Origin of the sequence: Dietzia psychralcaliphila, assembly GCF_003096095.1 — a bacterium.
GTDB classification, from domain to species: Bacteria; Actinomycetota; Actinomycetes; order Mycobacteriales; family Mycobacteriaceae; genus Dietzia; species Dietzia psychralcaliphila.
In genome coordinates, this window is record NZ_CP015453.1 from 837,656 (window position 1) to 860,663 (window position 23,008).

14 protein-coding genes, 4 tRNA genes and 3 rRNA genes are annotated in these 23,008 nt (G+C 65.8%); 17 read left to right on the plus strand and 4 right to left on the minus strand.

What is annotated here, in order from left to right; translation table 11 throughout:
* Positions 1-49: 49 nt before the first annotated feature.
* The 6 genes from A6048_RS03765 (at position 50) to pstB (ending at position 5,866) form a co-directional block, all read left to right on the plus strand.
* Positions 50-739, plus strand: coding sequence for a winged helix-turn-helix domain-containing protein (locus A6048_RS03765; RefSeq protein WP_107748833.1), 690 nt, complete (start codon positions 50-52; stop codon positions 737-739).
* The gene (mshD, locus tag A6048_RS03770; RefSeq protein WP_107748834.1) at positions 736-1,677 is read left to right on the plus strand and encodes a mycothiol synthase; all 942 of its coding nucleotides are present in this window, start codon (positions 736-738) and stop codon (positions 1,675-1,677) included. The genes A6048_RS03765 and mshD overlap by 4 nt, the downstream gene beginning before the upstream one ends.
* 247 nt (positions 1,678-1,924) lie before the next feature.
* Entirely contained in the window at positions 1,925-3,034 is a 1,110-nt protein-coding gene (gene pstS / locus A6048_RS03775) for a phosphate ABC transporter substrate-binding protein PstS (RefSeq protein ID WP_107748835.1), read from the plus strand.
* A gap of 78 nt (positions 3,035-3,112) precedes the next feature.
* Positions 3,113-4,165, plus strand: a complete 1,053-nt coding sequence (gene pstC / locus A6048_RS03780; protein ID WP_107748836.1) for a phosphate ABC transporter permease subunit PstC — start codon at positions 3,113-3,115, stop codon at positions 4,163-4,165.
* Positions 4,165-5,079 carry a phosphate ABC transporter permease PstA gene (gene pstA, locus A6048_RS03785; RefSeq protein WP_107748837.1) on the plus strand — a complete coding sequence of 305 codons (915 nt, stop codon included), beginning with the start codon at positions 4,165-4,167 and terminating at the stop codon, positions 5,077-5,079. Before pstC ends, pstA begins: the two co-directional genes overlap by 1 nt.
* A 10-nt stretch (positions 5,080-5,089) precedes the next feature.
* Positions 5,090-5,866, plus strand: a complete 777-nt coding sequence (gene pstB, locus A6048_RS03790) for a phosphate ABC transporter ATP-binding protein PstB (protein WP_107748838.1) — start codon at positions 5,090-5,092, stop codon at positions 5,864-5,866.
* Positions 5,867-5,953: 87 nt separating this feature from the next.
* On the opposite strand, the gene phoU is transcribed toward pstB, so the two are convergent.
* The 3 genes from phoU to A6048_RS03805 form a co-directional block, all read right to left on the minus strand.
* The gene (phoU, locus tag A6048_RS03795) at positions 5,954-6,727 is read right to left on the minus strand and encodes a phosphate signaling complex protein PhoU (RefSeq protein ID WP_107748860.1); all 774 of its coding nucleotides are present in this window, start codon (positions 6,725-6,727) and stop codon (positions 5,954-5,956) included.
* Positions 6,728-6,828: 101 nt separating this feature from the next.
* The gene (gene dusB / locus A6048_RS03800; RefSeq protein WP_107748839.1) at positions 6,829-8,007 is read right to left on the minus strand and encodes a tRNA dihydrouridine synthase DusB; all 1,179 of its coding nucleotides are present in this window, start codon (positions 8,005-8,007) and stop codon (positions 6,829-6,831) included.
* A 126-nt stretch (positions 8,008-8,133) separates the two neighbouring features.
* Positions 8,134-8,209, minus strand: a tRNA-Lys gene (locus A6048_RS03805).
* 127 nt (positions 8,210-8,336) lie between these two features.
* Here A6048_RS03805 and A6048_RS03810 point away from each other — a divergent pair.
* The 7 genes from A6048_RS03810 to A6048_RS03840 all read left to right on the plus strand — a co-directional run bounded on the left by A6048_RS03810 (position 8,337) and on the right by A6048_RS03840 (position 15,279).
* A tRNA-Glu gene (locus tag A6048_RS03810) sits at positions 8,337-8,409 on the plus strand.
* Positions 8,410-8,614: 205 nt separating this feature from the next.
* Positions 8,615-8,688: transfer RNA gene (locus A6048_RS03815), tRNA-Asp, on the plus strand.
* A 49-nt stretch (positions 8,689-8,737) separates the two neighbouring features.
* Positions 8,738-8,811 (plus strand) — tRNA-Phe (locus A6048_RS03820).
* Positions 8,812-8,896: 85 nt separating this feature from the next.
* The gene (locus A6048_RS03825; protein ID WP_107748840.1) at positions 8,897-12,139 is read left to right on the plus strand and encodes an arabinosyltransferase domain-containing protein; all 3,243 of its coding nucleotides are present in this window, start codon (positions 8,897-8,899) and stop codon (positions 12,137-12,139) included.
* 71 nt (positions 12,140-12,210) lie between these two features.
* Positions 12,211-12,996 carry an enoyl-CoA hydratase gene (locus tag A6048_RS03830; protein WP_107748841.1) on the plus strand — a complete coding sequence of 262 codons (786 nt, stop codon included), beginning with the start codon at positions 12,211-12,213 and terminating at the stop codon, positions 12,994-12,996.
* On the plus strand, positions 12,984-14,204 hold the full coding sequence (locus A6048_RS03835) for a CobW family GTP-binding protein (RefSeq protein WP_235027622.1): 1,221 nt from the start codon (positions 12,984-12,986) through the stop codon (positions 14,202-14,204). The genes A6048_RS03830 and A6048_RS03835 overlap by 13 nt, the downstream gene beginning before the upstream one ends.
* Positions 14,205-14,388: 184 nt before the next feature.
* The gene (locus tag A6048_RS03840; RefSeq protein WP_107748842.1) at positions 14,389-15,279 is read left to right on the plus strand and encodes a LuxR C-terminal-related transcriptional regulator; all 891 of its coding nucleotides are present in this window, start codon (positions 14,389-14,391) and stop codon (positions 15,277-15,279) included.
* A 60-nt stretch (positions 15,280-15,339) separates the two neighbouring features.
* On the opposite strand, the gene A6048_RS03845 is transcribed toward A6048_RS03840, so the two are convergent.
* On the minus strand, positions 15,340-15,915 hold the full coding sequence (locus A6048_RS03845) for a cob(I)yrinic acid a,c-diamide adenosyltransferase (RefSeq protein WP_107748843.1): 576 nt from the start codon (positions 15,913-15,915) through the stop codon (positions 15,340-15,342).
* A gap of 72 nt (positions 15,916-15,987) precedes the next feature.
* Here A6048_RS03845 and murA point away from each other — a divergent pair, with 72 nt between their 5' ends.
* The 4 genes from murA to rrf all read left to right on the plus strand — a co-directional run bounded on the left by murA (position 15,988) and on the right by rrf (position 22,882).
* Positions 15,988-17,271, plus strand: a complete 1,284-nt coding sequence (gene murA / locus A6048_RS03850; RefSeq protein WP_107748844.1) for a UDP-N-acetylglucosamine 1-carboxyvinyltransferase — start codon at positions 15,988-15,990, stop codon at positions 17,269-17,271.
* 433 nt (positions 17,272-17,704) lie between these two features.
* A 16S ribosomal RNA gene (locus A6048_RS03855) occupies positions 17,705-19,221 on the plus strand.
* A gap of 348 nt (positions 19,222-19,569) precedes the next feature.
* Positions 19,570-22,665, plus strand: a 23S ribosomal RNA gene (locus A6048_RS03860).
* A 100-nt stretch (positions 22,666-22,765) separates the two neighbouring features.
* Positions 22,766-22,882, plus strand: a 5S ribosomal RNA gene (rrf, locus tag A6048_RS03865).
* Together the 16S, 23S and 5S rRNA genes form the textbook arrangement of a ribosomal RNA operon.
* Positions 22,883-23,008 lie beyond the last annotated feature (126 nt).

The following is a 23,008-nucleotide window of genomic DNA, read 5'->3' on the forward strand; positions in this document are numbered from 1 at the left end:
GACGGGTCGCTAGTATCGTCTGGGCGCCCGGACGAGGAGGAAGCGACACATGGACGTAGTGCTCCTCACGACTGAAGCCGACCCCGAAGCGGTCGTCCCAGCACTGTCTCTCCTACCGCACTCTGTCCGGCTGCTGCCGGCCCTCGCATCTTCCGTGGGGGAGCTGTCCGGGGCCGCCCTCGCCGTGGTCGACGCGCGGAGTGATCTCGCGGCATCCCGCGCGCTGTGTCGCCTCCTCTCGGGGAGCGCGGACATCTCCGTCATCGCCGTGGTCTCGGAGGGTGGGCTGATCGCGGTCAGCGGGGACTGGGGGCTCGACGACATCATCCTGCCGACCACCGGGCCCGCAGAGGTGGACGCGCGGTTCAGATTGTCCGCCGCCCGCCACTCGGCGCAGGGGGAGTCCGACGGCGGGTTGCTCACCGTCGGAGAACTCGTGATCGACGAGGAGACCTACGTGGCCCGGGTGAAGGGGCGACCCCTGGACCTGACCTACAAGGAGTTCGAGCTCCTCAAACATCTGTGCCAACACCCCGGGCGGGTCTTCTCGCGCGCCCAGCTCCTCCAGGAGGTCTGGGGTTACGACTTCTTCGGCGGCACCAGGACGGTCGACGTCCACGTCCGACGCCTACGGGCAAAGCTGGGACCGGATCACGAATCCCTCATCGGTACGGTCCGTAACGTCGGATACAAAGCGGTCCGACCGACCGACCGCAGGGAGGACGGGGGAGACGCATGACCGTCATCGAACACGCGGTGGACGAGGACACGGCCGCGCTGATCGAGGCCGTCGCCCGGGAAGCCGAAGCCGCGGACGGGGTGGCCCCGCTGGGGGAGCAACCGTTGCGGAACCTGCGGTCGGGCGCTGGGAACGGCGTCCGTCATCTCCTGGTCCCCAGCGGCGAGGGGGGCGGGATCCTCGGATACGCCCAGCTCGAGGGCAGCGGTGGCGAGTCGACCGCCGAGATGGTCGTGGCCCCCGGACACCGTCGACGCGGGGTCGGATCGGAACTGGTTCGCGCGGTGGTGGATCGGGAGCCGGCCGCCGCGGTGTGGGCTCACGGTGACCTGCCGTCCGCGCGGGCACTCGCGGACGCGGAAGGGCTGGTTCGTACCCGCGAGCTGCTCAAGATGCGTCGGCGTGCCTCGGACGGCCCCCCGCTTCCCGGGACGCGGCCCGCGGAGGGGATCGAGACGGGCACGCTCGCCGACGCGGCCTCCGAGGGCGGCGCGCGGTGGCCCGGGTTGGATGCCCGGGAGGAATTCCTCCGCGTGAACAACGCGGCGTTCTCGTGGCACCCGGAACAGGGCGGTTGGACCCGCGGCCGACTTGACGAGCGGCTGGCGGTGGACTGGGTCGACCCCCGGGCGATCTTCCTGGCCGTCGACACCACCGGGCCCGTTCCGCGGCTCGCGGGGTTCCACTGGACCAAGACGGTCGCCGAGCCCGGTGACCCCGTGGAGGGCGAGGTCTACGTTGTGGCCGTCGACCCGGCCGACCAGGGGCGTGGGCTCGGAGGGATGCTCACCGCGCTCGGTGTGACGCACCTCGAGGGGCCGGTGGGCGCGGAGTCGGTCGTTCTCTACGTGGAGGGCGACAACACGGCGGCCATCCGGACCTACGAGAAGCTCGGTTTCACCGTCGAGCACCGTGATGTGACCTACGCCTCGGCGTGAGGCGCCGGTTCGAGCGACCCGTAGTCCCTCTATCAGCCCAGGTTGGGGCACTGCTCTAGGCCCAGGTGAGTGTTCTTTTCGTGACGCATCCGCTGAGTTCATCTCCAGTTCATCTCCTCCGGCGTGATCGTTCATATCGGGCCCTTAGGTTCTGTCCTCGTCGGGTCGCGATATCGGCTCGGCTTTGTGATGCAGTCGCCACAGACATGTTCGGGGGGTCCCCCGCCGGACGAACCAAGGAGATTCAGTGAACCTCAAGCGCACCGGTGCTCTACTCGGCCTCACCGCCCTCACCGCGGTCGGGCTCGCCGCCTGCTCGGATGACAACACCGGAACCGGTGACACCGCGGCGCAGAGTGTCTCCGACGCGGAATGCGGCGGCAAGGACACCCTGACCGCATCGGGATCGTCCGCCCAGAACAACGCCATGACGATCTTCGCCAACTCCTTCGCCATGAGCTGTGAGGGGCAGACCCTCAACTACAACTCCAACGGGTCCGGCGCCGGCGTGAGCGAGTTCACCGGCGGGATCACCGACTTCGGCGGGTCCGACTCGCCGCTGGACGACGCCGACTACGCGGCGGCCGAGGAGCGGTGCGACTCCGAGGCGTGGAACATCCCCGCGGTGTTCGGCCCGATCGCCGTTGCCTACAACCTGGACGGCGTCGAGCTCAAGCTCTCCGGCCCCACCCTCGCCAGGATCTTCAACGGTGAGATCACCACGTGGAACGATCCGGCCATCGCCGAGGAGAACGAGGGTACGGACCTCCCTGACGAGCCCATCACCGTGATCTTCCGGTCGGACGAGTCCGGCACGACCGACAACTTCCAGATGTACCTGGAGGCGGCGTCGGACGGTGCGTGGACGCAGGGGGCCGGTAAGACCTTCAACGGTGGCATCGGCGAGGGCTCCCGCGGCAACGAGGGTGTCTCCGGGGCCATCGGCCAGACCCCCGGCACCATCACGTACACCGAGTGGTCCTACGCGAAGAACCAGGACCTGTCGATGGTCAAGGTCATCACCCCGGCCGACCCGGAGGGCGTCGAGCTCACCGCCGAGACGTCGGGCGTGACCATCGACTCGGCGCGGCTCATGAACGAAGGCTCCAACGACCTCGTCATCGACACCTCGTCGTTCTACGTCCCCGAGGCCGCGGGTGCCTACCCCATCATCCTCCCCACCTACGAGATCGTCTGCTCGACGTACGAGGATCCGGAGACCGCCGCGGCGGTCAAGTCCTTCCTCAACATCGCCGTGGCGGAGGACGTCCAGGCTCAGCTCGAGGACGAGGGCTACATCCCCGTGCCGGATGCCTTCCGCGATCGGCTCACGACCGCGATCTCCGAGATCTCCTGATCCATCCGGTCACCGGCCCGCCGTGGAGCAGGGCGGGCCGGTGACCGACCCTTTCACCCCCGAGCGACTGAAGGTCCCATGACAGTTCACGAATCCGTCGACCGCGACGCCGACCAGAACACCGTGCAGTCCGGTGGGCTCTCCGACGGCCCGGGGTTGGTGCCGGATCCGGAGAAGGTCGCGAAGGGCGACCTCCGCGACGCCAAGTCCTCTCAAAAGGCGGACGCGATCTTCCGAGGCGTCACGGTTGCGGCCGGCGCCGTCATCGTCGCTCTCATCGGCTTGATCGCGATCGTCCTGGTCATGCAGGCGACACCGTCTCTCCTGGCGAACAACGTCAACTTCCTCACCTCGTCCGAATGGAACACGAGCGATCCGGAGAACCTGCAGTTCGGCATCCTCGACATGTTCCGGGTGACCGTGTTGAGCTCGATCTTCGCGCTGGTCCTCGCCGTGCCGGTTGCCATCGGCATCGCCACCTTCCTGGTCCAGTACGCACCGGAGAGGCTGTCGAGGTCGCTCTCGGCGCTCATCGACCTGCTGGCGGCGGTCCCGTCGATCATCTACGGCATGTGGGGCCTGATCGTGCTCGGGCCGTGGTTGGTTCCCCTGTCCACGTGGCTCAACGAGAACCTCGGGTGGATATTCCTCTTCGGGGACGGCAACGTGTCGATCGCCGGCGGCGGCACGATCTTCACCGCCGGGGTGGTCCTGGCGATCATGATCCTTCCGATCATCACCTCCATGTCGCGTGAGACCATCCGTCAGACCCCGTCCCTCCACCAGGAGGCAGCCCTCGCGTTGGGTGCCACCAAGTGGGAGAAGATCCGGATGACGTGCTTCCCGTACGCCAAGTCGGGCATGATCGCGGGTTCGATGCTCGCGCTCGGTCGTGCTCTCGGTGAGACCGTCGCGGTCCTGATCATCCTGCGGGCGGCGAGTGCCCCCGGCACCCTGTCGCTCTTCGACGGCGGTTTCACCTTCGCCTCCAAGATCGCGTCGGGCGCCGCCGAGTTCAACCACCCGCTGCCCACCGGTGCCTACATCGCAGCGGGCCTCGTGCTCTTCATCCTCACCTTCTTCGTCAACCTCATCGCGCGCTCCGTGTCCGGTGGAAAGGTCAACGGCTGATGTCCCAGGCAACTCCCGACCTCGCGAAACCCGCCAAGCCGTCGGACACGTTCCTGCCCATCGCAGGGAGCCGCCGGGTCAAGGACAAGACGGCAACGGTGATCTTCTCGCTGTGCTTCGTCCTGGCCGTCATACCGCTGGTGGCGTTGCTCTACAAGGTGATCGAGTCGGGGCTTCCCGCGGTCCTCAACCCCGCGTGGTGGACCAATTCGTTCTTCCTCGTCTCGCCGTCCTCGATGGGAGGCGGTGTGGGGCACGCCATCTACGGCAGCCTCGTCCAGGCGATCATCGCCGCGGTCATCTCCATCCCGCTCGGAGTGGCCGCGGGCATCATGCTCGTCGAGTACCCCGAGTCGAAGCTGGCCAAACCGACCACCTTCATGGTCGACGTCCTCGCGGGCGTGCCCTCTGTCGTGGCCGCCATCTTCATCTTCGGAGTCTGGGTCTCGGTCCTGAAGTTCCAGCTCAGCGCCTTCGCCGTGAGCCTCGCCCTGGTGCTGCTCATGCTGCCCTTGATCGTGCGGTCCACCGAGGAGATGCTCAAGCTCGTCCCGGACGAGCTCCGCGAGGCGTCGTACGCGCTCGGGGTGCCCAAGTGGAAGACCATCGTCAGCATCGTGGTCCCCACCGCGCTGTCGGGCATGATCTCCGGTGTCTTCCTCTCGATCGCCCGGGTGATGGGCGAGACCGCCCCGGTGCTGATCCTCGTGGGGTACACGGCGAGCTTCAACTACAGCCTCTTCGAGGGCAACATGGCATCGCTGCCGCTGTTGATCTTCAACCAGCTCTCGAACCCGAACGAAGCCGGCCAGTACCGGATCTGGGGAGCAGCCCTCACCCTCATCATCATCATCGCGCTGGCGAACGTCCTCGCCACGTTCGCTTCCAAGGCGCTCGCGCCGAAGACCAAGTAAGGACCCCGTCATGGCCAAGCGACTCGACCTAGAGAACGTCGACATCTTCTACGGTGACTTCCACGCCGTGAAGGATGTCGACCTTCACGTCCCCCCGCGCTCGGTGACCGCCTTCATCGGCCCGTCCGGGTGCGGCAAGTCCACCGTGCTCCGCTCGCTCAACCGCATGCACGAGGAGATCTCGGGCGCGTACGCCACGGGTTCCATCAAGCTCGACGGCGTGGACATCTACGACAAGAAGGTGGACCCGGTCGCCGTGCGACGGACCATCGGAATGGTCTTCCAACGGCCCAACCCGTTCCCGACGATGTCGATCAAGGAGAACGTCACCGCCGGCCTCAGGTTGCAGGGCGTCAGGAACAAGAAGACGCTGGACGAGGTGGCGGAGAAGTCGCTGCGCGGCGCCAACCTGTGGAACGAGGTCAAGGACCGTCTCGACAAGCCGGGTGGCGGACTCTCCGGTGGGCAGCAGCAGCGCCTGTGTATCGCCCGCGCGATCGCGATCGAACCCCAGGTCCTCCTCATGGACGAACCGTGTTCGGCCCTCGACCCGATCTCGACCCTCGCGGTGGAGGACCTAATCGCTGAGCTCAAGAGCGAGTTCACCATCGTGATCGTGACCCACAACATGCAGCAGGCGGCGCGCGTGTCCGATCAGACCGCGTTCTTCTCGCTCGAGGCCACCGGCATGCCGGGCCAGCTCGTCGAGGTCAACTCCACGGAGAAGATCTTCTCGAACCCGGACCACAAGCAGACCGAGGACTACGTCTCGGGCCGCTTCGGCTGAACCTCGTCGCACCACACCACAGCACCCCGGTACCCGCCACGAGAGCGGGTACCGGGGTGCTGTGGTTGTCAGCGCCCTCGCCAGCGGTCAGCTGAGGTTGTCACCCTGCGTGGAGTCATCGCCGGCGACGCGGTTCTTCAGCGACCTGTCGGTCTCGTTGAAGCGGCGGACCAACTCCTCGTTGGAGGCGGAGGAGTGCTCCGGGTTGTCCTCCGCAAGGGTGGCGTACTCGCCGGTGGCGAGGAAGATCACGCGCTGGGCCACCTCGACGGCGTGGTCGGCGAACCGCTCGTAGTAGCGGCCGAGGAGGGTCACGTCGACCGCCGACGCCACACCCCACTTCCACTCCCGCACGGTGAGCAGGGTGAACAGGTGGCGGCGGAGATCGTCGACCGCGTCATCCTGCTGGGCCAGCGTGGCGGCCTGCTCCGCGTCCCGGTTGAGCAGGACCTCGGTGGCCGACCGGCCGAGAGAGACCGCGACCCGGCCCATCTCGGCGAAGTACCCGTTGACGGGCTCCGGGAGCACGCTCTCGGGGTGCCTCCGGCGCACGATCTTCGCGACGTGTCCTGCCAGCGTGCCCATCCGGGTGAGATCCTGGACGAGCTGGATGGAGGTGACCACCTGGCGGAGATCACGGGCCACCGGGGCCTGGAGGGCCAGGAGCGCGAATCCGCGCTCCTCGTTCTCCGTCGCCAGCCGGGACATCTCCGTCGAGGACTGGAGAACCTTCTCTGCGGCCACGAGGTCGATCTGGAGGAGCGCGTGGGTAGCCAGCTCCATATCGTCGGTGGCGAGGGAGCACATCCGAGCCATCGAGGTGGCCAGATCAGTGAGTTCTTCAGAGTAGACAAGACGCATGTGAACCAGCATACGGGCATGTCAACCGCACTATCGATCGCGGCGATGAACGACCGATGAACAGGCGGACACGTCGCCGGCGGGTGGTCGCCGGGCCCGGCTCAGCCGCCCGAGTTCTCGGCGTCCGCTCCCTCGAGTGCCACCGCGTCGTCTTCCGGGTCGTCCAGCCAGCCCTCGGGCAGGAGCACGCGGGAGGGAGAGCCCTGACGCCCGCGTGGTCCGTAGCCGTCGGCGGGGAAGGGCTCGTCGGCGGGGAGATCGGCGAGCATCTCCGCGAGGTCGCCCAGGGTGCGGACCGCCGCCAACGCGACCCGCTTGCCGGATCCGGCCGGGAAACCCCGCAGGTACCAGGCCACGTGCTTGCGGATGTCACGCATGCCCTTGTTCTCGCCGTGGTGTTCGGCGAGCAGTTCGCCGTGTCGGTACATGATGCGCCCGACCTCGCCGAGCGTGGGCGGGGTCGGGGCCTCGCGCCCGTCCAGGGTGGCGGCGAGCTCGGAGAACAGCCACGGTCGGCCCAGGCAACCGCGTCCGATCACGACGCCCGCGCACCCGGTCTGCTCCCTCATCCTGACCGCGTCGTCGGCGGAGAAGATGTCGCCGTTGCCCAGTACCGGGACGTCCGAGACCGCGCCGATGTGCTCGACCAGCCGGGAGATCTGTGACCAGTCGGCCTCTCCGGAGTACCGCTGGGCTGCGGTCCTGGCGTGGAGGGCCACGGCCCTGGCGCCCTCGTCGACGGCGATGCGACCGGCGTCGAGGTGGGTGTGGTGCTCGTCGTCGATGCCTACACGCATCTTCACCGTGACCGGGATGTCGGTGCCCTCGGTGGCCCGGACTGCCGCGGCGACGATGGACCGGAACAACCGTCGCTTGTAGGGGATCGCAGATCCGCCCCCGCGCCGGGTGACCTTGGGAACCGGGCAACCGAAGTTGATGTCGATGTGGTCCGCCAGATCCTCGTCGACGATCATCTTGGCGGCCGCGTAGGTGTACTCCGCGTCGACCGTGTACAGCTGCAGGCTGCGCGGGGACTCGTCGGGCGCGAACGTGGCCATGTGCAGGGTCCCCGGCTGGCGTTCGACGAGCGCCCGGGCCGTCACCATCTCGCAGACGTAGAGCCCGGACACCGAACCCTGCTGCTCGCGTTCCAGCTCGCGGCACAACGTACGGAAGGCGACATTGGTCACGCCCGCCATCGGCGCCAGTACGACGGGCGAGGCGAGCTCGAGGGGGCCGATGCGCAGGGCGGGCCCGCCGGTGGTGGTAGGTGCGGACATGCTCTGAGTGTCCCAGCGTGGGGCGGGCAGGTCCAATGAGCGCGGACTGGGGCGGGCAGGTCCAATGGGGCGCGGACTGTGGTGGGGCGCCGACGGTGGACGGTCTGCTCGTGAACGGGCCGTTCGTGGTGCCCCCAGTCGGGCTCGAACCGACGACCTGCGGATTAAAAGTCCGTAGCTCTACCAACTGAGCTATAGGGGCGTCGGACACGATACCGTCCCCGTTCGCGTCGGCGGGCGTCGGCTTACGCACGGTTGGTTTAGACGTCAGCTGGGCGGTGCCCTAAACTCGAACGCGCTGCGGACCGGCGATCCCGGACGTGGCGCACGCCCCCTTCGTTTAGCGGCCTAGGACACCGGCCTTTCACGCCGGCAGCGCGGGTTCGAATCCCGTAGGGGGTACGCGGGTTGATGCCCCGGTCACCGTTCGTCGGTGACCGGGGCATCCGCCATTTGCGGGTCGGACGTCAACGGCCCCGTCGCGGGGCGGCCGGGCTCAGGAGTTTGGGCCCGGGAATGCTCGCGACCTGCCCAGGAACCACCGACGAGCTCCCGATTTGCGTCCGGCGGGAGCGTCGATTACTGTTCTGTCTCGTGCGAAAAGCACGGCCCTGTGGCGCAGTTGGTTAGCGCGCCGCCCTGTCACGGCGGAGGTCGCGGGTTCGAGTCCCGTCAGGGTCGCTAGAGACAACCGGCGCATTCGGTTTACCGGATGCGCCGGTGGTCTTATGGCCAGGTAGCTCAGTTGGTACGAGCGTCCGCCTGAAAAGCGGAAGGTCGTCGGTTCGATCCCGACTCTGGCCACAAAGTTCGCAGCGCGTCGGAGGGATTCCCTCCGACGCGTTCGTCGTTTCGGGGAACCCCCGTCCGTCGTTATAGCGTGGACGCCATGCCATCGACTGCCACCGAGGTCCGTGACGTGCCGGACAGGTCCCGAACAGGAACCCGGTGGGGGATCGTCGCCGCGGTCAGCGGTCTGGTCGGAATCCTCCTCGCGATCATCGTCCCGCTCCTCCCGGTCACCCAGACCACCTCGACGATCAGCTGGCCCGAGGCCGGGACACTCGACCCGGTGACGGCGCCGCTCGTGGCCTACTACCCGCTCGACCTGTCCGTGGACGTTCCCTGCGCGGCAGTGGGGGAGTTGCGGGACCAGGGACGCGAGGACGGTGTGCTCGTGTCCACCGCTCCCCGTCAGGCCGGCGACAACGCCGGCGCCCGCGCACTGATGGTGTCCGTGGCCGGCCCCACCGTCGAGGTGCGCAGCCGGAACGTGTTGGTGGCCTCCGCCCCCACCGAGGCGGTCGCCTCCGCCGGGGCGTGCTCGGTGATCCGGGTCGTGGCGGACTCCGGGTCGATAGGCGCGGAGTTCGTCGGTCTCGAGGTGGACGGGCGGGAAGTGGGTGGCCGGATCGATGAGGACCTGCGCCCGCAGGTCGTCGGGGTGTTCACGGACCTGCAGGGGCCGGCTCCCGAGGGCATGTCCGTCGACATCACCGTGGACTCCCGCTACACCACCCAGGCGACCGTGATCAAACAGATCGCGATCGCGGTCGGCATCCTCGCGATCATCGTCGCGCTCGTCGCCCTGCACCGACTCGATCTGCGCGACGGACGCGCCGGGCGACGAGTCCTGCCGCGCCTGTGGTGGAAGCCCCGTCCCCTGGACCTGGTGGTCGTGGCCACGCTCCTGGTGTGGCACGTCATCGGGGCCAACACCGCGGACGACGGGTACATCCTCACCGAGGCGCGCGCTGCGGTCTCGAGCGGCTACATGCCCGAGGTGTTCCGCTACTACGGCGCCCCGTACGCGCCGTTCGGAATGCCGTACTACCTCTACACGGCGATCAGTTCCCTCACCGTCGGAAGCGTGTGGCTGAGGCTGCCGGCGCTCCTGCTGGGCATAGCGTCCTGGATCCTGCTCTCCCGCGAGGTGATCCCGCGCCTGGGCATAGCCGCCCGCCGCGCGTCGGCCGTCCGGTGGAGCACCGCCGCGGTGTTCCTCGCGTTCTGGCTCACCTACAACAACGGCCTGCGTCCCGAACCGATCGTGGCCTTCGGCGTGCTGGCCACCTGGGTCTCGCTGGAGCGGGCCCTGGCGACCGGACGACTGCTGCCCGCGGCCACCGGTTTCATCATCGGCGGGCTCACGTTGTCCGCGGCACCCACCGGGACCTTCTGCATCGCCGCGATCATCGCCGCCTCGCGGCCGCTTCTCCTGCTGGTGATCCGCCGGGCCCGGCGGGACGGCTGGATCCCGACGGTGGCTCCGCTGCTGGCCGCCGGTCTCGGCGTGCTGCACCTGATCTTCCTGGACCAGCCGTTGGTCACCACGCTGCAGTCGTCGGCGCTGCTCGGCGACGTGGGCCCCACCGGACGGTGGTTCGAGGAGGTGTGGCGCTACGAGTGGCTCATGAACCCGACACCGGACGGCTCGCTGGCCCGCCGCTTCGGCGTCCTCACGATGTTCCTGTCGCTCATCACCTGCGCCGCCATCCTGTTCCGAAAGGGCCGGATCCCGGGGGTCTCGGTCGGCCCCGCCCGCCGGATCGTGGGACTGGCCGCCATCTCCATCGCCTTCATGGCGCTCAACCCCACCAAGTGGACCCATCACTTCGGTGCGTTCGCCACCATCGGCGCAGCCCTGGCAGCGCTGGTGACCATGGCGGTCCTCCCCGCCGCCACCCGGTCGTTGCGCAACCGGCTGCTGTTCCTGTCCGCGGTGTTCTTCGTCCTGGCACTCAGCTTCACCTCCACCAACGGCTGGTGGTACATCTCGATCTACGGCATCCCGTGGGGTGGCGTACAGCCCTCGATCGCCGGGATCACGCTCTCCTCGGTGTTCCTCGCGCTGATGGCGTTCTCGCTCCTGACCGCGCTGTTCCTGCACTACCGGGAGCCGTTCGTGAGGCCCGCGGGGCCGGAGCGCGCGGATGCGGACCGCGGCCCGGTGGTCCGGGTGCTCCGTGAGGTCTCGCACGCCCCACTGGGGCTCGCGGCGGCCCTCGTCGTCGTCGTGATCGTCGCGTCCATGGCGGCGGCGGTCCGCAACCAGTACCCCGCCTACTCGGTCGGTCTGCAGAACCTGCGGGCGCTGTCCGGCCAGCCGTGCGGCATCGCCGACATGGTGCTCGCCGAGCCCGACGCCAACGCCGGACTCCTCGCCCCGGTGGGTGAGCCCCGGGACCAGCTCGAGGCCGGCGCGGACCCCGTCGAGTTCATCCCCGACGGCATCCCGACGGACCTCACCGCCACCCAGGCCGTCGACACCGACACCCCGGGCACCGGCGAGGACTCCGACGCCACCGCGACGACCGCCGGCACCGAGGGCGGAGTGCGCGCGGGGGAGGGCATCAACGGCAGTCACGCCGTCCTTCCCTTCGGTCTCGACCCGGCCCGCGTCCCCGTCCTCGGCAGCTACCAGACCGGTCCGCAGTTCAACGCCGAGACCACCACTGACTGGTATCGCCTCCCCGATCGGGACGAGGAGAACCCGCTCATCACGATCGCCGTGTCCGGCTCGTTCGCCCCGGACGCCATCCGGGTCGAGTTCGCCACCGGCGCCGAACCGTTCGAACCGACCGGTTCGGTCCTGCCCGTGGACATCGGTCCGGCACCGTCCTGGCGGAACCTGCGCGTGCCCCTGGACATGCTGCCGGCCGATGCCACGGCCATCCGGCTCGTGGTGCGCGATCTCGACCCGGACCCGTCACGGTGGATCGCGTTCACCCCACCGCGGATGCCCGAGCTCGTGACCATGCAGGAGCTCGTCGGAGACTCGCGCCCGGTGCTGCCCGACTGGGCGGTGGCCTTCCACACCCCGTGCCTGCGCCCCTTCGATGAGTACGCCGGGATCCACGAGTTGCCCGAGTACCGGGTCCTGCCGGACCGCGACCTCGCCGTCAGCTCCACCAACACCTGGCAGGCGTGGGACGGCGGGGGGCCGCTCGGGTTCATCGAACTGCTGCTCGAGGGCGAGACGGTGCCGACCTACCTGGAACACGACTGGGACCGCGACTGGGGTTCGCTGGTTCGGTACGAGTCACTGGTGCCAGGGGCGCGGACCGCGACGGTCACCCACGGCGAGACCGTACGGTCGGGGCTGTGGAACGGGGGACCGCTCGCCCGATGACCGGCTAGCATCGGCCCCGGAGCTTTTTACAAGGAAGTCCAAGTATCCCCTGACGCAGACTGGAGCACGCGATGTCCGTGATCGAGAAGCAGTTCGAGAACATCCTGGTGGAGCAGAACGACCGTGTCGCGGTCATCACGCTCCACCGTCCCAAGGCGCTCAACGCCCTGAGCAGTGGCATGGAGAAGGAGGTCGTCGAGGCGGTCGAGGGCCTCGACTCCGACCCCGGTGTCGGCTGCATCGTCATCACCGGTTCGGAGAAGGCCTTCGCGGCCGGCGCCGACATCAAGGAGATGAAGGACAAGACGTACCCGGGCATCTACCTCGAGCGGTTCTTCCACGACTGGAAGCGCCTCACCGCCGCGCGGACCCCGATCATCGCGGCCGTGTCCGGCTTCGCGCTCGGTGGCGGCTGCGAGCTGGCCATGATGTGCGACATGATCATCGCCGGCGACAACGCCAAGTTCGGCCAGCCGGAGATCACCCTGGGCGTGATCCCGGGCATGGGCGGCTCCCAGCGGCTGACCCGCGCGGTGGGCAAGGCCAAGGCCATGGACCTGTGCCTGACCGGCCGGCAGATGGACGCCGACGAGGCCGAGCGCTCCGGCCTGGTCACCCGCGTCGTCCCCGCGGCGGAGCTGCTCGACGAGACCATGAAGGTCGCCGGGAAGATCGCCTCGATGAGCAAGACCACCGCCATCGCGGCCAAGCAGGCCGTCAACCGCTCCTTCGAGACCACGCTCGAGGAGGGCCTGCTCGCCGAGCAGAACGCCTTCTACGCACTGTTCGCCACGGAGGACCAGTCGGAGGGCATGTCCGCGTTCGCCGAGAAGCGCAAGCCCGAGTGGCGTCGCTGAGCCACGAGGTGAACCCCGGGTCGGCGCACGGTCACCGCGCCGGGGGCCGGAGCGGGCGCGCCGATGCCCGCCGGGCCCCCGGAGACCCGTTGCCCGTGCTGGTCCTCACCGGCTACCTGGGTGCGGGCAAGACCACACTGCTCAACCACCTCCTCGGTGGCGCCCCGGGGCTGCGCATCGCGGCGATCGTCAACGACTTCGGAGAGATCGACGTGGACGCCACGTCGGTGGCCGGCCGCGTGGACTCCATGGTGTCGTTGGCCAACGGCTGTGTCTGCTGTGAGGTCGACGCGAGCGAGCTCGGCGACACCCTGGCCCGGCTCGCCGACCCCGATCTCGGCCTGGATCTCGCGGTGATCGAGGCCAGCGGGTTGGCCGAGCCGGCGATCCTGTCGCGGATGGTTCACGAGGTGCCGCGGGACGTGGTGCGTCACGCGGGGATGGTCCAGGTCGTCGATGCCGAAGGGCTCGACGACGCCATGGCGCGGCACCCGCGCCTGGCGGCGCATCTGTCGGAGGCCGATCTCGTCGTCGTCAACAAGTGCGACCTCGTGGACCGCGTGCGGTTCGACGGCATCCGGGCGACGATCCGCCGACACGCCCCCCGGGTCGCCGTGCTGCCCGCGGTCAGAGCCGCGGTGCCGACCGGGCTGCTGTTGGGGATGGAACCGGACCGGGCCTCCGCCGCCGAGCAGTCGGGCGACGAGGCCCACCCGCATGTCCACTCCCACCTCCACCATGGCTACCGGGCCCTCACCGTGATCCCGGCAGGGCCCCTGCATCCCCGTCGGGTACTGGCCGCGCTCGCCTCGCCGCCGACCGGTGCCTACCGTGCCAAGGGCACGTTGACACTCGCCACCGCCGACGGCCGGCGACGCTACGAGGTGGCGCTCGTGGGACGCAGGCTCGAACTCCGTGCGAGCGGGGAGGGCGCCGGGGAGGGCACCGAGGGGTTGGTGGTGATCGGCGTCGATCTGGACGACGACGAGGTGTCGCGATTCCTCGACGACTCCGTGCTGACCCCGGGGGAGGCGGTCGACGCGGACGCCGATCTGGGCCTGCACCCGTACCTGGTGGGCGACCCGGACTCGAGCGACGTCGAGGAATGGATCTACGACGAACAGCGCGCCGCGCCCCTCACCGGGGCGGCCGCGATGCTGGCGGATCCGGAGGACCCGGAGGCATTCGATCCAGCTTTCACTCCCTGAGTGCACTCCGGTTGGGAAGCGGGGCGGGGCACCCCCGGGGACATCTGGCGGCGGCGGCCGACTGCGGTCGGCATCGGCCCGGCCACGTGCGTATAGTGACGCTGACGATGGTGATGTGTGGCACTTGCGGGGGGTCGTCCCCTACTCGCGGTGGGGGTATGCCACGGACGTGGGAGGAGACCTCATGGACGAGGAGAATGCCGGCCGTGGTGTAGCCGGAAGTGCCGCGAGCGAGGCGCAGCGGCGCAGGCGCGACCTGGCGTCTGTCCGCAGCGCGATCTCCGCCCTGCGAGAGGCCACGGGCATCCCGGTGACCATCGGGGGCGTGGTGGGCGAGGGCCATACGTTGGTGTTGTCCGAGTCCCTCGGGATGCGGACCTCGGCGATGAAGGACCTCACGGTCCACTACGGCGCCGGCGTCGGTGGTCGGGTCATGGCCACCGGGAAGCCGGTCGGGGTGGCCGACTACCCGCGGGCCGGTGTGATCACCCACGAGTACGACCTCCCGGTCTTGTCCGAGGGGTTGCGGTCGATGGCGGCGATCCCGGTCGTGGTGGGCAAGGACGTGCGGGCGGTGCTCTACGCCGGCGTGCACTCCTCGGTCCGTTTCGGGGAGAAGGTCCTCAACCAGATGGCGGCCACGGCCCGCGCCCTCGAGCAGGAGATCGCGGTGAACGACGCGCTCGCCGCTCGTGGCGCCGCCCCGATGGGTCCGGGCGCCGGCGAGGGGCGGTGGGACGACGTCCTGTCCAACGAGCGCATGCGCGACACCCATGCGCGGCTGCGGATGCTGGCCTCCCGTACCGAGGACCCCGAGGTGCGTGCCGAGCTCGAGAAGATCTGCGCGGAGATGGTCTCCCCGCCGCCGGAGATGCCCACCGCGAGGCTCTCCCGCCGCGAGCTCGACGTGTTGGCGTGCGTCGCGCAGGGCAAGACCAACATCGAGACGGCCGCCGACATGGGTATCGGCGCGGAGACGGTGAAGAGCTACCTGAGATCGGTCATGCGCAAACTGGACGCGCACACCAGGTTCGAGGCGGTCAACGCGGCGCGTCGGATGGGCGTTCTCCCCTGATCTGAGGTCGCCCTCGATCTCAAATCGCCGGCTCAGCTCCGCCGGGCTCCGATCGCCCGGTCAGCCGCGCCTGCCGCCGGGGACCCAGAGGACGTCACCGTCCGGATTGGCCACCCGGCCCAGGACGAACAGCAGGTCCGACAGGCGGTTGAGGTACTTGGCCGGCAGGGCGGAGGTGGTCTCGGGATGCGCCTCGACCGCGGCCCACGCGGCACGCTCGGCGCGTCTGACCACGGTGCGCGCAACGTGCAGGTGGGCGGCACCGGGGGTTCCGCCGGGCAGGATGAACGAGGTCAGGTCGGCCAGCTCGGCGTTGAACTCGTCGATCCACCCCTCGAGTCGCTCGATGTAGGACTGCTCGATCCGCAACGGGGGATATTTGGGATCCTCGACCACCGGGGTGGAGAGGTCGGCCCCGGCGTCGAAGAGGTCGTTCTGTACCACCCGGAGCACGGTGGCGACCCGGGCGTCGAGGTCCCCGCAGGTCAGGGCTACCCCGAGGGCGGCGTTGGCCTCGTCGCAGTCCGCGTAGGCGTCCAGGCGGGTGTCGTTCTTGCTCACCCGGGAGAAGTCGGAGAGACCCGTGGTCCCGTCGTCGCCGGTCCGGGTATAGATCTTGGTGAGATGCACAGCCATGACGCCAACGTACGCGTGGCCCGGGCGCGCCGGTTCCGTTGGTCGCTCCCCGTTCTCGCCTAAGGTGGACACGTGAGCGGTAACCCCACGTCCCGCGAGGAGAGCTTCCTCGTCACCGGCGGAACCAGACTGGTCGGCGAGGTCTCTGTCGCCGGCGCGAAGAACAGCGTGCTGAAGCTGATGGCGGTGGCACTGATGGCCGAGGGGCGGACCACCCTGACCAATTGCCCGGACATCTCCGATGTGCCCGCGATGGCCGACGTCCTGCGGCACCTCGGATGCACGGTCGAGATCGCCGACGGCACGGTGGTGATCGACACGCCGGCGGACCTGGGACACGTGTCCGACGACACGGCGGCCCAGCGCCTCCGGGCCTCCGTCTGCATCCTGGGACCACTGGTCGGTCGCCACCACCGGGCGGAACTGGCGATGCCGGGTGGTGACGCGATCGGGGACAGGCCCCTCAACTGGCACCGTGAGGCGCTCGAGAAGCTGGGCGCCACCACCAGGATGGACCACGGTCGCCTGGTCGCCGAGGCCACCGCACTGAAGGGCGCCCGTTACACACTCGAGTTCCCGTCGGTGGGAGCCACGGAGACGTTCCTGTTCGGTGCCGTGCTGGCGGAGGGGACGTCAACCCTCGTCAACGCGGCGCGCGAGCCGGAGATCGTGGACATCTGCGACCTGCTGTCCAAGATGGGCGCCCAGATCAGCGGTGCGGGGACGAGCACGATCACCATCGAGGGGGTCGGGTCGTTGAGCCCGGTGAGTCATCGGGTGATCGGCGACCGGATCGTCGCGGCGACCTGGGCGATGGGTGCGGTGATGACCCGCGGCGACGTGACGGTCACCGGTATCGACCCGATGTTCATCCACGTGGTGTTGGAGAACCTCCGGGGAGCAGGAGCCCAGGTCTCGACCGGGGCGGACTGGGTGCGGGTCACCCAGGAGGGACGTCCTCGTGCACGGGACGTGCGCACCCTGCCGTTCCCCGGATTCCCGACCGACCTCCAGCCGATGGCGATCGCCCTCGCCTCCGTTGCGGACGGCGCGTCGGTGATCACCGAGAACCTCTTCGAGGCGCGCTTCCGCTTCGTGGAGGAGATGGTGCGCATGGGAGTGGACGCCGAGACCGACGGGCACCACGCCAAGATCCGGGGACGCGAACGACTGGACTCCGCCACCGTGTGGGCCAGTGACATCCGCGCCGGCGCAGGGCTCGTCCTTGCAGGCATGTGCGGGGACGCCGTGACCGAGGTTTGCGAGATCTTCCACATCGACCGCGGATACCCCGACTTCATGGAGAAGGTGCGATTTCTGGGCGGCCGGATCGAGCGAGTCGATACCAACCGGTGACCGCACCGCGGTGACGGAGAACCGGTCGGTGACCAGGCGATTTGCGTTTGGGTTCACGTCTGCGTAACTTATTGGAAGTCGCCGAGAGCGAGCGCGGACCGAGAGGCCCGGGCCGAGGGAGGTGACGAGTTTCAGGTGGTGGCGCGGACCCGGTTTTGACTTGGTGGGTCGGAGTCGCTAGGCTGGAGAAGTTGCCCCGAAACGGGTGGCGAAGGTTGTGAATCCTCGAATTCGGGTGGTCGGAGACTGTCTGGGGTTCGATGTGGTGGTGTTGTTTGAGAACTCAACAGTGTGTTTTGTTTGTGATAGTGCCAAATTTTTTGTTTGGTTGCGACCCTTTCACATCCCTGTCGTGGGGGTCGCGTTTTTTGAACAGCCAGTTTGTTTGGTTTGTTTTTTGCTTGGATTGTGCTTTTTGTAGTGCTGAGAAGCTTTTATGGAGAGTTTGATCCTGGCTCAGGACGAACGCTGGCGGCGTGCTTAACACATGCAAGTCGAACGGTAAGGCCCCTTCGGGGGTACACGAGTGGCGAACGGGTGAGTAACACGTGGGTAATCTGCCCTGCACTTCGGGATAAGCCTGGGAAACCGGGTCTAATACCGGATATGAGCTCCTGCCGCATGGTGGGGGTTGGAAAGTTTTTCGGTGCAGGATGAGTCCGCGGCCTATCAGCTTGTTGGTGGGGTAATGGCCTACCAAGGCGACGACGGGTAGCCGGCCTGAGAGGGTGATCGGCCACACTGGGACTGAGACACGGCCCAGACTCCTACGGGAGGCAGCAGTGGGGAATATTGCACAATGGGCGGAAGCCTGATGCAGCGACGCCGCGTGGGGGATGACGGTCTTCGGATTGTAAACTCCTTTCAGTAGGGACGAAGCGAGAGTGACGGTACCTGCAGAAGAAGCACCGGCCAACTACGTGCCAGCAGCCGCGGTAATACGTAGGGTGCAAGCGTTGTCCGGAATTACTGGGCGTAAAGAGCTCGTAGGCGGTTTGTCACGTCGTCTGTGAAATCCTCCAGCTCAACTGGGGGCGTGCAGGCGATACGGGCAGACTTGAGTACTACAGGGGAGACTGGAATTCCTGGTGTAGCGGTGAAATGCGCAGATATCAGGAGGAACACCGGTGGCGAAGGCGGGTCTCTGGGTAGTAACTGACGCTGAGGAGCGAAAGCATGGGGAGCAAACAGGATTAGATACCCTGGTAGTCCATGCCGTAAACGGTGGGCGCTAGGTGTGGGGTCCTTCCACGGATTCCGTGCCGTAGCTAACGCATTAAGCGCCCCGCCTGGGGAGTACGGCCGCAAGGCTAAAACTCAAAGGAATTGACGGGGGCCCGCACAAGCGGCGGAGCATGTGGATTAATTCGATGCAACGCGAAGAACCTTACCTAGGCTTGACATATACAGGACGACGGCAGAGATGTCGTTTCCCTTGTGGCTTGTATACAGGTGGTGCATGGTTGTCGTCAGCTCGTGTCGTGAGATGTTGGGTTAAGTCCCGCAACGAGCGCAACCCCTGTCTCATGTTGCCAGCACGTAATGGTGGGGACTCGTGAGAGACTGCCGGGGTCAACTCGGAGGAAGGTGGGGATGACGTCAAATCATCATGCCCCTTATGTCTAGGGCTTCACACATGCTACAATGGCTAGTACAGAGGGCTGCGAGACCGCGAGGTGGAGCGAATCCCTTAAAGCTAGTCTCAGTTCGGATTGGGGTCTGCAACTCGACCCCATGAAGTCGGAGTCGCTAGTAATCGCAGATCAGCATTGCTGCGGTGAATACGTTCCCGGGCCTTGTACACACCGCCCGTCACGTCATGAAAGTCGGTAACACCCGAAGCCGGTGGCCTAACCCTTGTGGAGGGAGCCGTCGAAGGTGGGATCGGCGATTGGGACGAAGTCGTAACAAGGTAGCCGTACCGGAAGGTGCGGCTGGATCACCTCCTTTCTAAGGAGCACTCACCACCGTTTGGTGGTCAGAGTTAGCGTCTGGTTCGTGCCCGTTCGTGGTGCGCCAGGTGGCTCATTGGGTGGAACACTATTGCGTAGGACTCGCCTGGATCTTCGGCGTCGGCTCAGGGCTGGCTGCTGGGGGGAGCGTGGTTCGGACAAAACACACTGTTGGGTATCTGAAACAGCACCGTTGAGCATTCCTGTTGGTTGAGGGGTGTGGGTCTGTTTTTGATGGCACTGATTCCCGAGATGCTCCGCGGCCGGTTGGTCCGAGTGTGGGTGGGGTTGGTGTGTGTTGTTTGAGAACTGCACAGTGGACGCGAGCATCTTTAATTGTTTGTGAATGTAAGTGTGTAAGAGCACACGGTGGATGCCTTGGCACCAAGAGCCGATGAAGGACGTAGGAGGCTGCGATAAGCCTCGGGGAGCTGCCAACCGAGCTGTGATCCGAGGGTGTCCGAATGGGGAAACCCAGCACGCGTGATGGCGTGTTACCCACATCTGAATACATAGGGTGTGTGGAGGGAACGCGGGGAAGTGAAACATCTCAGTACCCGCAGGAAGAGAAAACAACAGTGATTCCGTCAGTAGCGGCGAGCGAACGCGGAAGAGGCTAAACCGCATGCGTGTGATACCCGGCAGGGGTTGCGTGTGTGGTGTTGTGGGGCATGATGTCCTGGTTCTGCCGGATCAGGCGCTTGATAGTCCGCGGGTTAGGGGAACGACTTGGAAGGGTCGGCCGTAGAGGGTGAGAGTCCCGTACCTGAAAACTTTGTGGCTGGGCGATTTGTGTTCCCAAGTAGCAGCGGGCCCGTGAAATCTGCTGTGAATCTGCCGGGACCACCCGGTAAGCCTAAATACTCCTTGGTGACCGATAGCGGATTAGTACCGTGAGGGAATGGTGAAAAGTACCCCGGGAGGGGAGTGAAATAGTACCTGAAACCGTGTGCTTACAAACCGTCAGAGGCTTTCGGGCTGATGGCGTGCCTTTTGAAGAATGAGCCTGCGAGTTAGTGGTATGTCGCAAGGTTAACCCGTGTGGGGAAGCCGTAGCGAAAGCGAGTCCTAATAGGGCGGTTGAGTGGCATGCTCTAGACCCGAAGCGGAGTGATCTACCCATGGCCAGTGTGAAGCGACGGTAAGACGTCGTGGAGGCGCGAACCCACTTAGGTTGAAAACTGAGGGGATGAGTTGTGGGTAGGGGTGAAAGGCCAATCAAACTCCGTGATAGCTGGTTCTCCCCGAAATGCATTTAGGTGCAGCGTCGCATGTTTCACCTCGGAGGTAGAGCTACTGGATGGCCGATGGGCCCTACAAGGTTACTGACGTCAGCCAAACTCCGAATGCCGAGGTGTGAGAGTGCGGCAGTGAGACTGTGGGGGATAAGCTTCATAGTCGAGAGGGAAACAGCCCAGATCGCCGGCTAAGGCCCCTAAGCGTGTACTAAGTGGAAAAGGATGTGGGATCGCTGAGACAGCCAGGAGGTTGGCTTAGAAGCAGCCACCCTTGAAAGAGTGCGTAATAGCTCACTGGTCAAGTGGTCCTGCGCCGACAATTTAGCGGGGCTCAAGTACACCGCCGAAGCCGCGGCACTCACACAATAACCTCCTCCGGGCAGGTGTGTGGGTGGGTAGGGGAGCGTCGTGTGGCCATAGAAGCGTCGGAGTGATCCAGGCGTGGAGGCCACACGAGTGAGAATGCAGGCATGAGTAGCGAATGACGAGTGAGAAACTCGTCCGCCGAATGATCAAGGGTTCCTGGGTCAAGCTAATCTGCCCAGGGTGAGTCGGGACCTAAGGCGAGGCCGACAGGCGTAGTCGATGGACAACGGGTTGATATTCCCGTACCCGTGTGTGCGCGCCCATGGTGAATCAGTGATACTAACCGCCCTGAATGGCCTAGAGCATCCTTCGGGATGACGTGGTCTGGATGCGCGGGACCTGATCTGGTAGTAGCCAAGCGATGGGGTGACGCAGGAAGGTAGCTGAGCCAGTCAGTGGTTGTACTGGTGTAAGAGTGTAGGCCGTGACATAGGCAAATCCGTGTCACATTAAGGCTGAGACTTGATGCATACCCGTTGTGGGGAATTCAGTGATCCTATGCTGCCGAGAAAAGCCTCTAGTGAGTTCATACACGGCCCGTACCCCAAACCGACACAGGTGATCAGGTAGAGAATACCAAGGCGATCGAGAGAACTGTGGTTAAGGAACTCGGCAAAATACCCCCGTAACTTCGGGAGAAGGGGGGCCATGCCCGGTGAACATCTTCACGGTGGGAGCTGGGTGTGGTCGCAGAGACCAGAGAGAAGCGACTGTTTACTAAAAACACAGGTCCGTGCGAAGACGTAAGTCGATGTATACGGACTGACGCCTGCCCGGTGCTGGAAGGTTAAGAGGACCGGTTAGCCGCAAGGCGAAGCTGAGAATTTAAGCCCCAGTAAACGGCGGTGGTAACTATAACCATCCTAAGGTAGCGAAATTCCTTGTCGGGTAAGTTCCGACCTGCACGAATGGCGTAACGACTTCTCTGCTGTCTCGACCACAGACTCGGCGAAATTGCACTACGAGTAAAGATGCTCGTTACGCGCGGCAGGACGAAAAGACCCCGGGACCTTTACTATAGCTTGGTATTGGCGTTCGATTCGGTTTGTGTAGGATAGGTGGGAGACTGTGAAGCATGCACGCCAGTGTGTGTGGAGTCGTTGTTGAAATACCACTCTGATCGTATTGGACGTCTAACCTCGGCCCATGATCTGGGTTAGGGACAGTGCCTGGTGGGTAGTTTAACTGGGGCGGTTGCCTCCTAAAGAGTAACGGAGGCGCCCAAAGGTTCCCTCAGCCTGGATGGCAATCAGGTGTTGAGTGCAAGTGCACAAGGGAGCTTGACTGTGAGACTGACACGTCGAGCAGGGACGAAAGTCGGGACTAGTGATCCGGCACCGGCAAGTGGAAGCGGTGTCGCTCAACGGATAAAAGGTACCCCGGGGATAACAGGCTGATCTTCCCCAAGAGTCCATATCGACGGGATGGTTTGGCACCTCGATGTCGGCTCGTCGCATCCTGGGGCTGGAGTAGGTCCCAAGGGTTGGGCTGTTCGCCCATTAAAGCGGCACGCGAGCTGGGTTTAGAACGTCGTGAGACAGTTCGGTCTCTATCCGCCGCGCGCGTAAGAAACTTGAGGAAAGCTGTCCCTAGTACGAGAGGACCGGGACGGACGAACCTCTGGTGTGCCAGTTGTTCCACCAGGAGCATCGCTGGTTAGCTACGTTCGGAAGGGATAACCGCTGAAAGCATCTAAGCGGGAAGCCTGTTCCAAGATGAGGTTTCTCACCACCTTGCGTGGTTAAGGCCCCCCACAGACCATGGGGTTGATAGGCCGGAACTGGAAGCGCAGCAATGCGTGGAGGTGACCGGTACTAATCGGCCGAGGGCTTACACACAAACAAGCCAAGAATTGTTACGCGTCCACTGTGCAGTATCTGAAACAACACACCCATACCGCGAGAGGCTTCTCGCGGTGAGGGCCTTGTTTCACAGAGTTACGGCGGCCATAGCGGCAGGGAAACGCCCGGTCCCATTCCGAACCCGGAAGCTAAGCCTGCCAGCGCCGATGGTACTGCACTCGTGAGGGTGTGGGAGAGTAGGTCACCGCCGAACACAACTTCACACACGGAAAGCCCCCGAACGCATCACGCGACCGGGGGCTTTCCGCTATTTCACCCCACCCACTGCCGCACCCATCACCCGGCCCGCCAACCCACACCCACGAAGCGCCTCCACCGA

Coding starts and splice junctions, on each gene's coding strand:
- A6048_RS03765 (WP_107748833.1), top strand. CDS start 50: ATGGACGTAGTGCTCCTCACGACTGAAGCCGACCCCGAAGCGGTCGTC.
- mshD (WP_107748834.1), top strand. CDS start 736: ATGACCGTCATCGAACACGCGGTGGACGAGGACACGGCCGCGCTGATC.
- pstC (WP_107748836.1), top strand. CDS start 3,113: ATGACAGTTCACGAATCCGTCGACCGCGACGCCGACCAGAACACCGTG.
- pstA (WP_107748837.1), top strand. CDS start 4,165: ATGTCCCAGGCAACTCCCGACCTCGCGAAACCCGCCAAGCCGTCGGAC.
- pstB (WP_107748838.1), top strand. CDS start 5,090: ATGGCCAAGCGACTCGACCTAGAGAACGTCGACATCTTCTACGGTGAC.
- phoU (WP_107748860.1), bottom strand. CDS start 6,727: ATGCGTCTTGTCTACTCTGAAGAACTCACTGATCTGGCCACCTCGATG.
- dusB (WP_107748839.1), bottom strand. CDS start 8,007: ATGTCCGCACCTACCACCACCGGCGGGCCCGCCCTGCGCATCGGCCCC.
- A6048_RS03825 (WP_107748840.1), top strand. CDS start 8,897: ATGCCATCGACTGCCACCGAGGTCCGTGACGTGCCGGACAGGTCCCGA.
- A6048_RS03830 (WP_107748841.1), top strand. CDS start 12,211: ATGTCCGTGATCGAGAAGCAGTTCGAGAACATCCTGGTGGAGCAGAAC.
- A6048_RS03840 (WP_107748842.1), top strand. CDS start 14,389: ATGGACGAGGAGAATGCCGGCCGTGGTGTAGCCGGAAGTGCCGCGAGC.
- A6048_RS03845 (WP_107748843.1), bottom strand. CDS start 15,915: ATGGCTGTGCATCTCACCAAGATCTATACCCGGACCGGCGACGACGGG.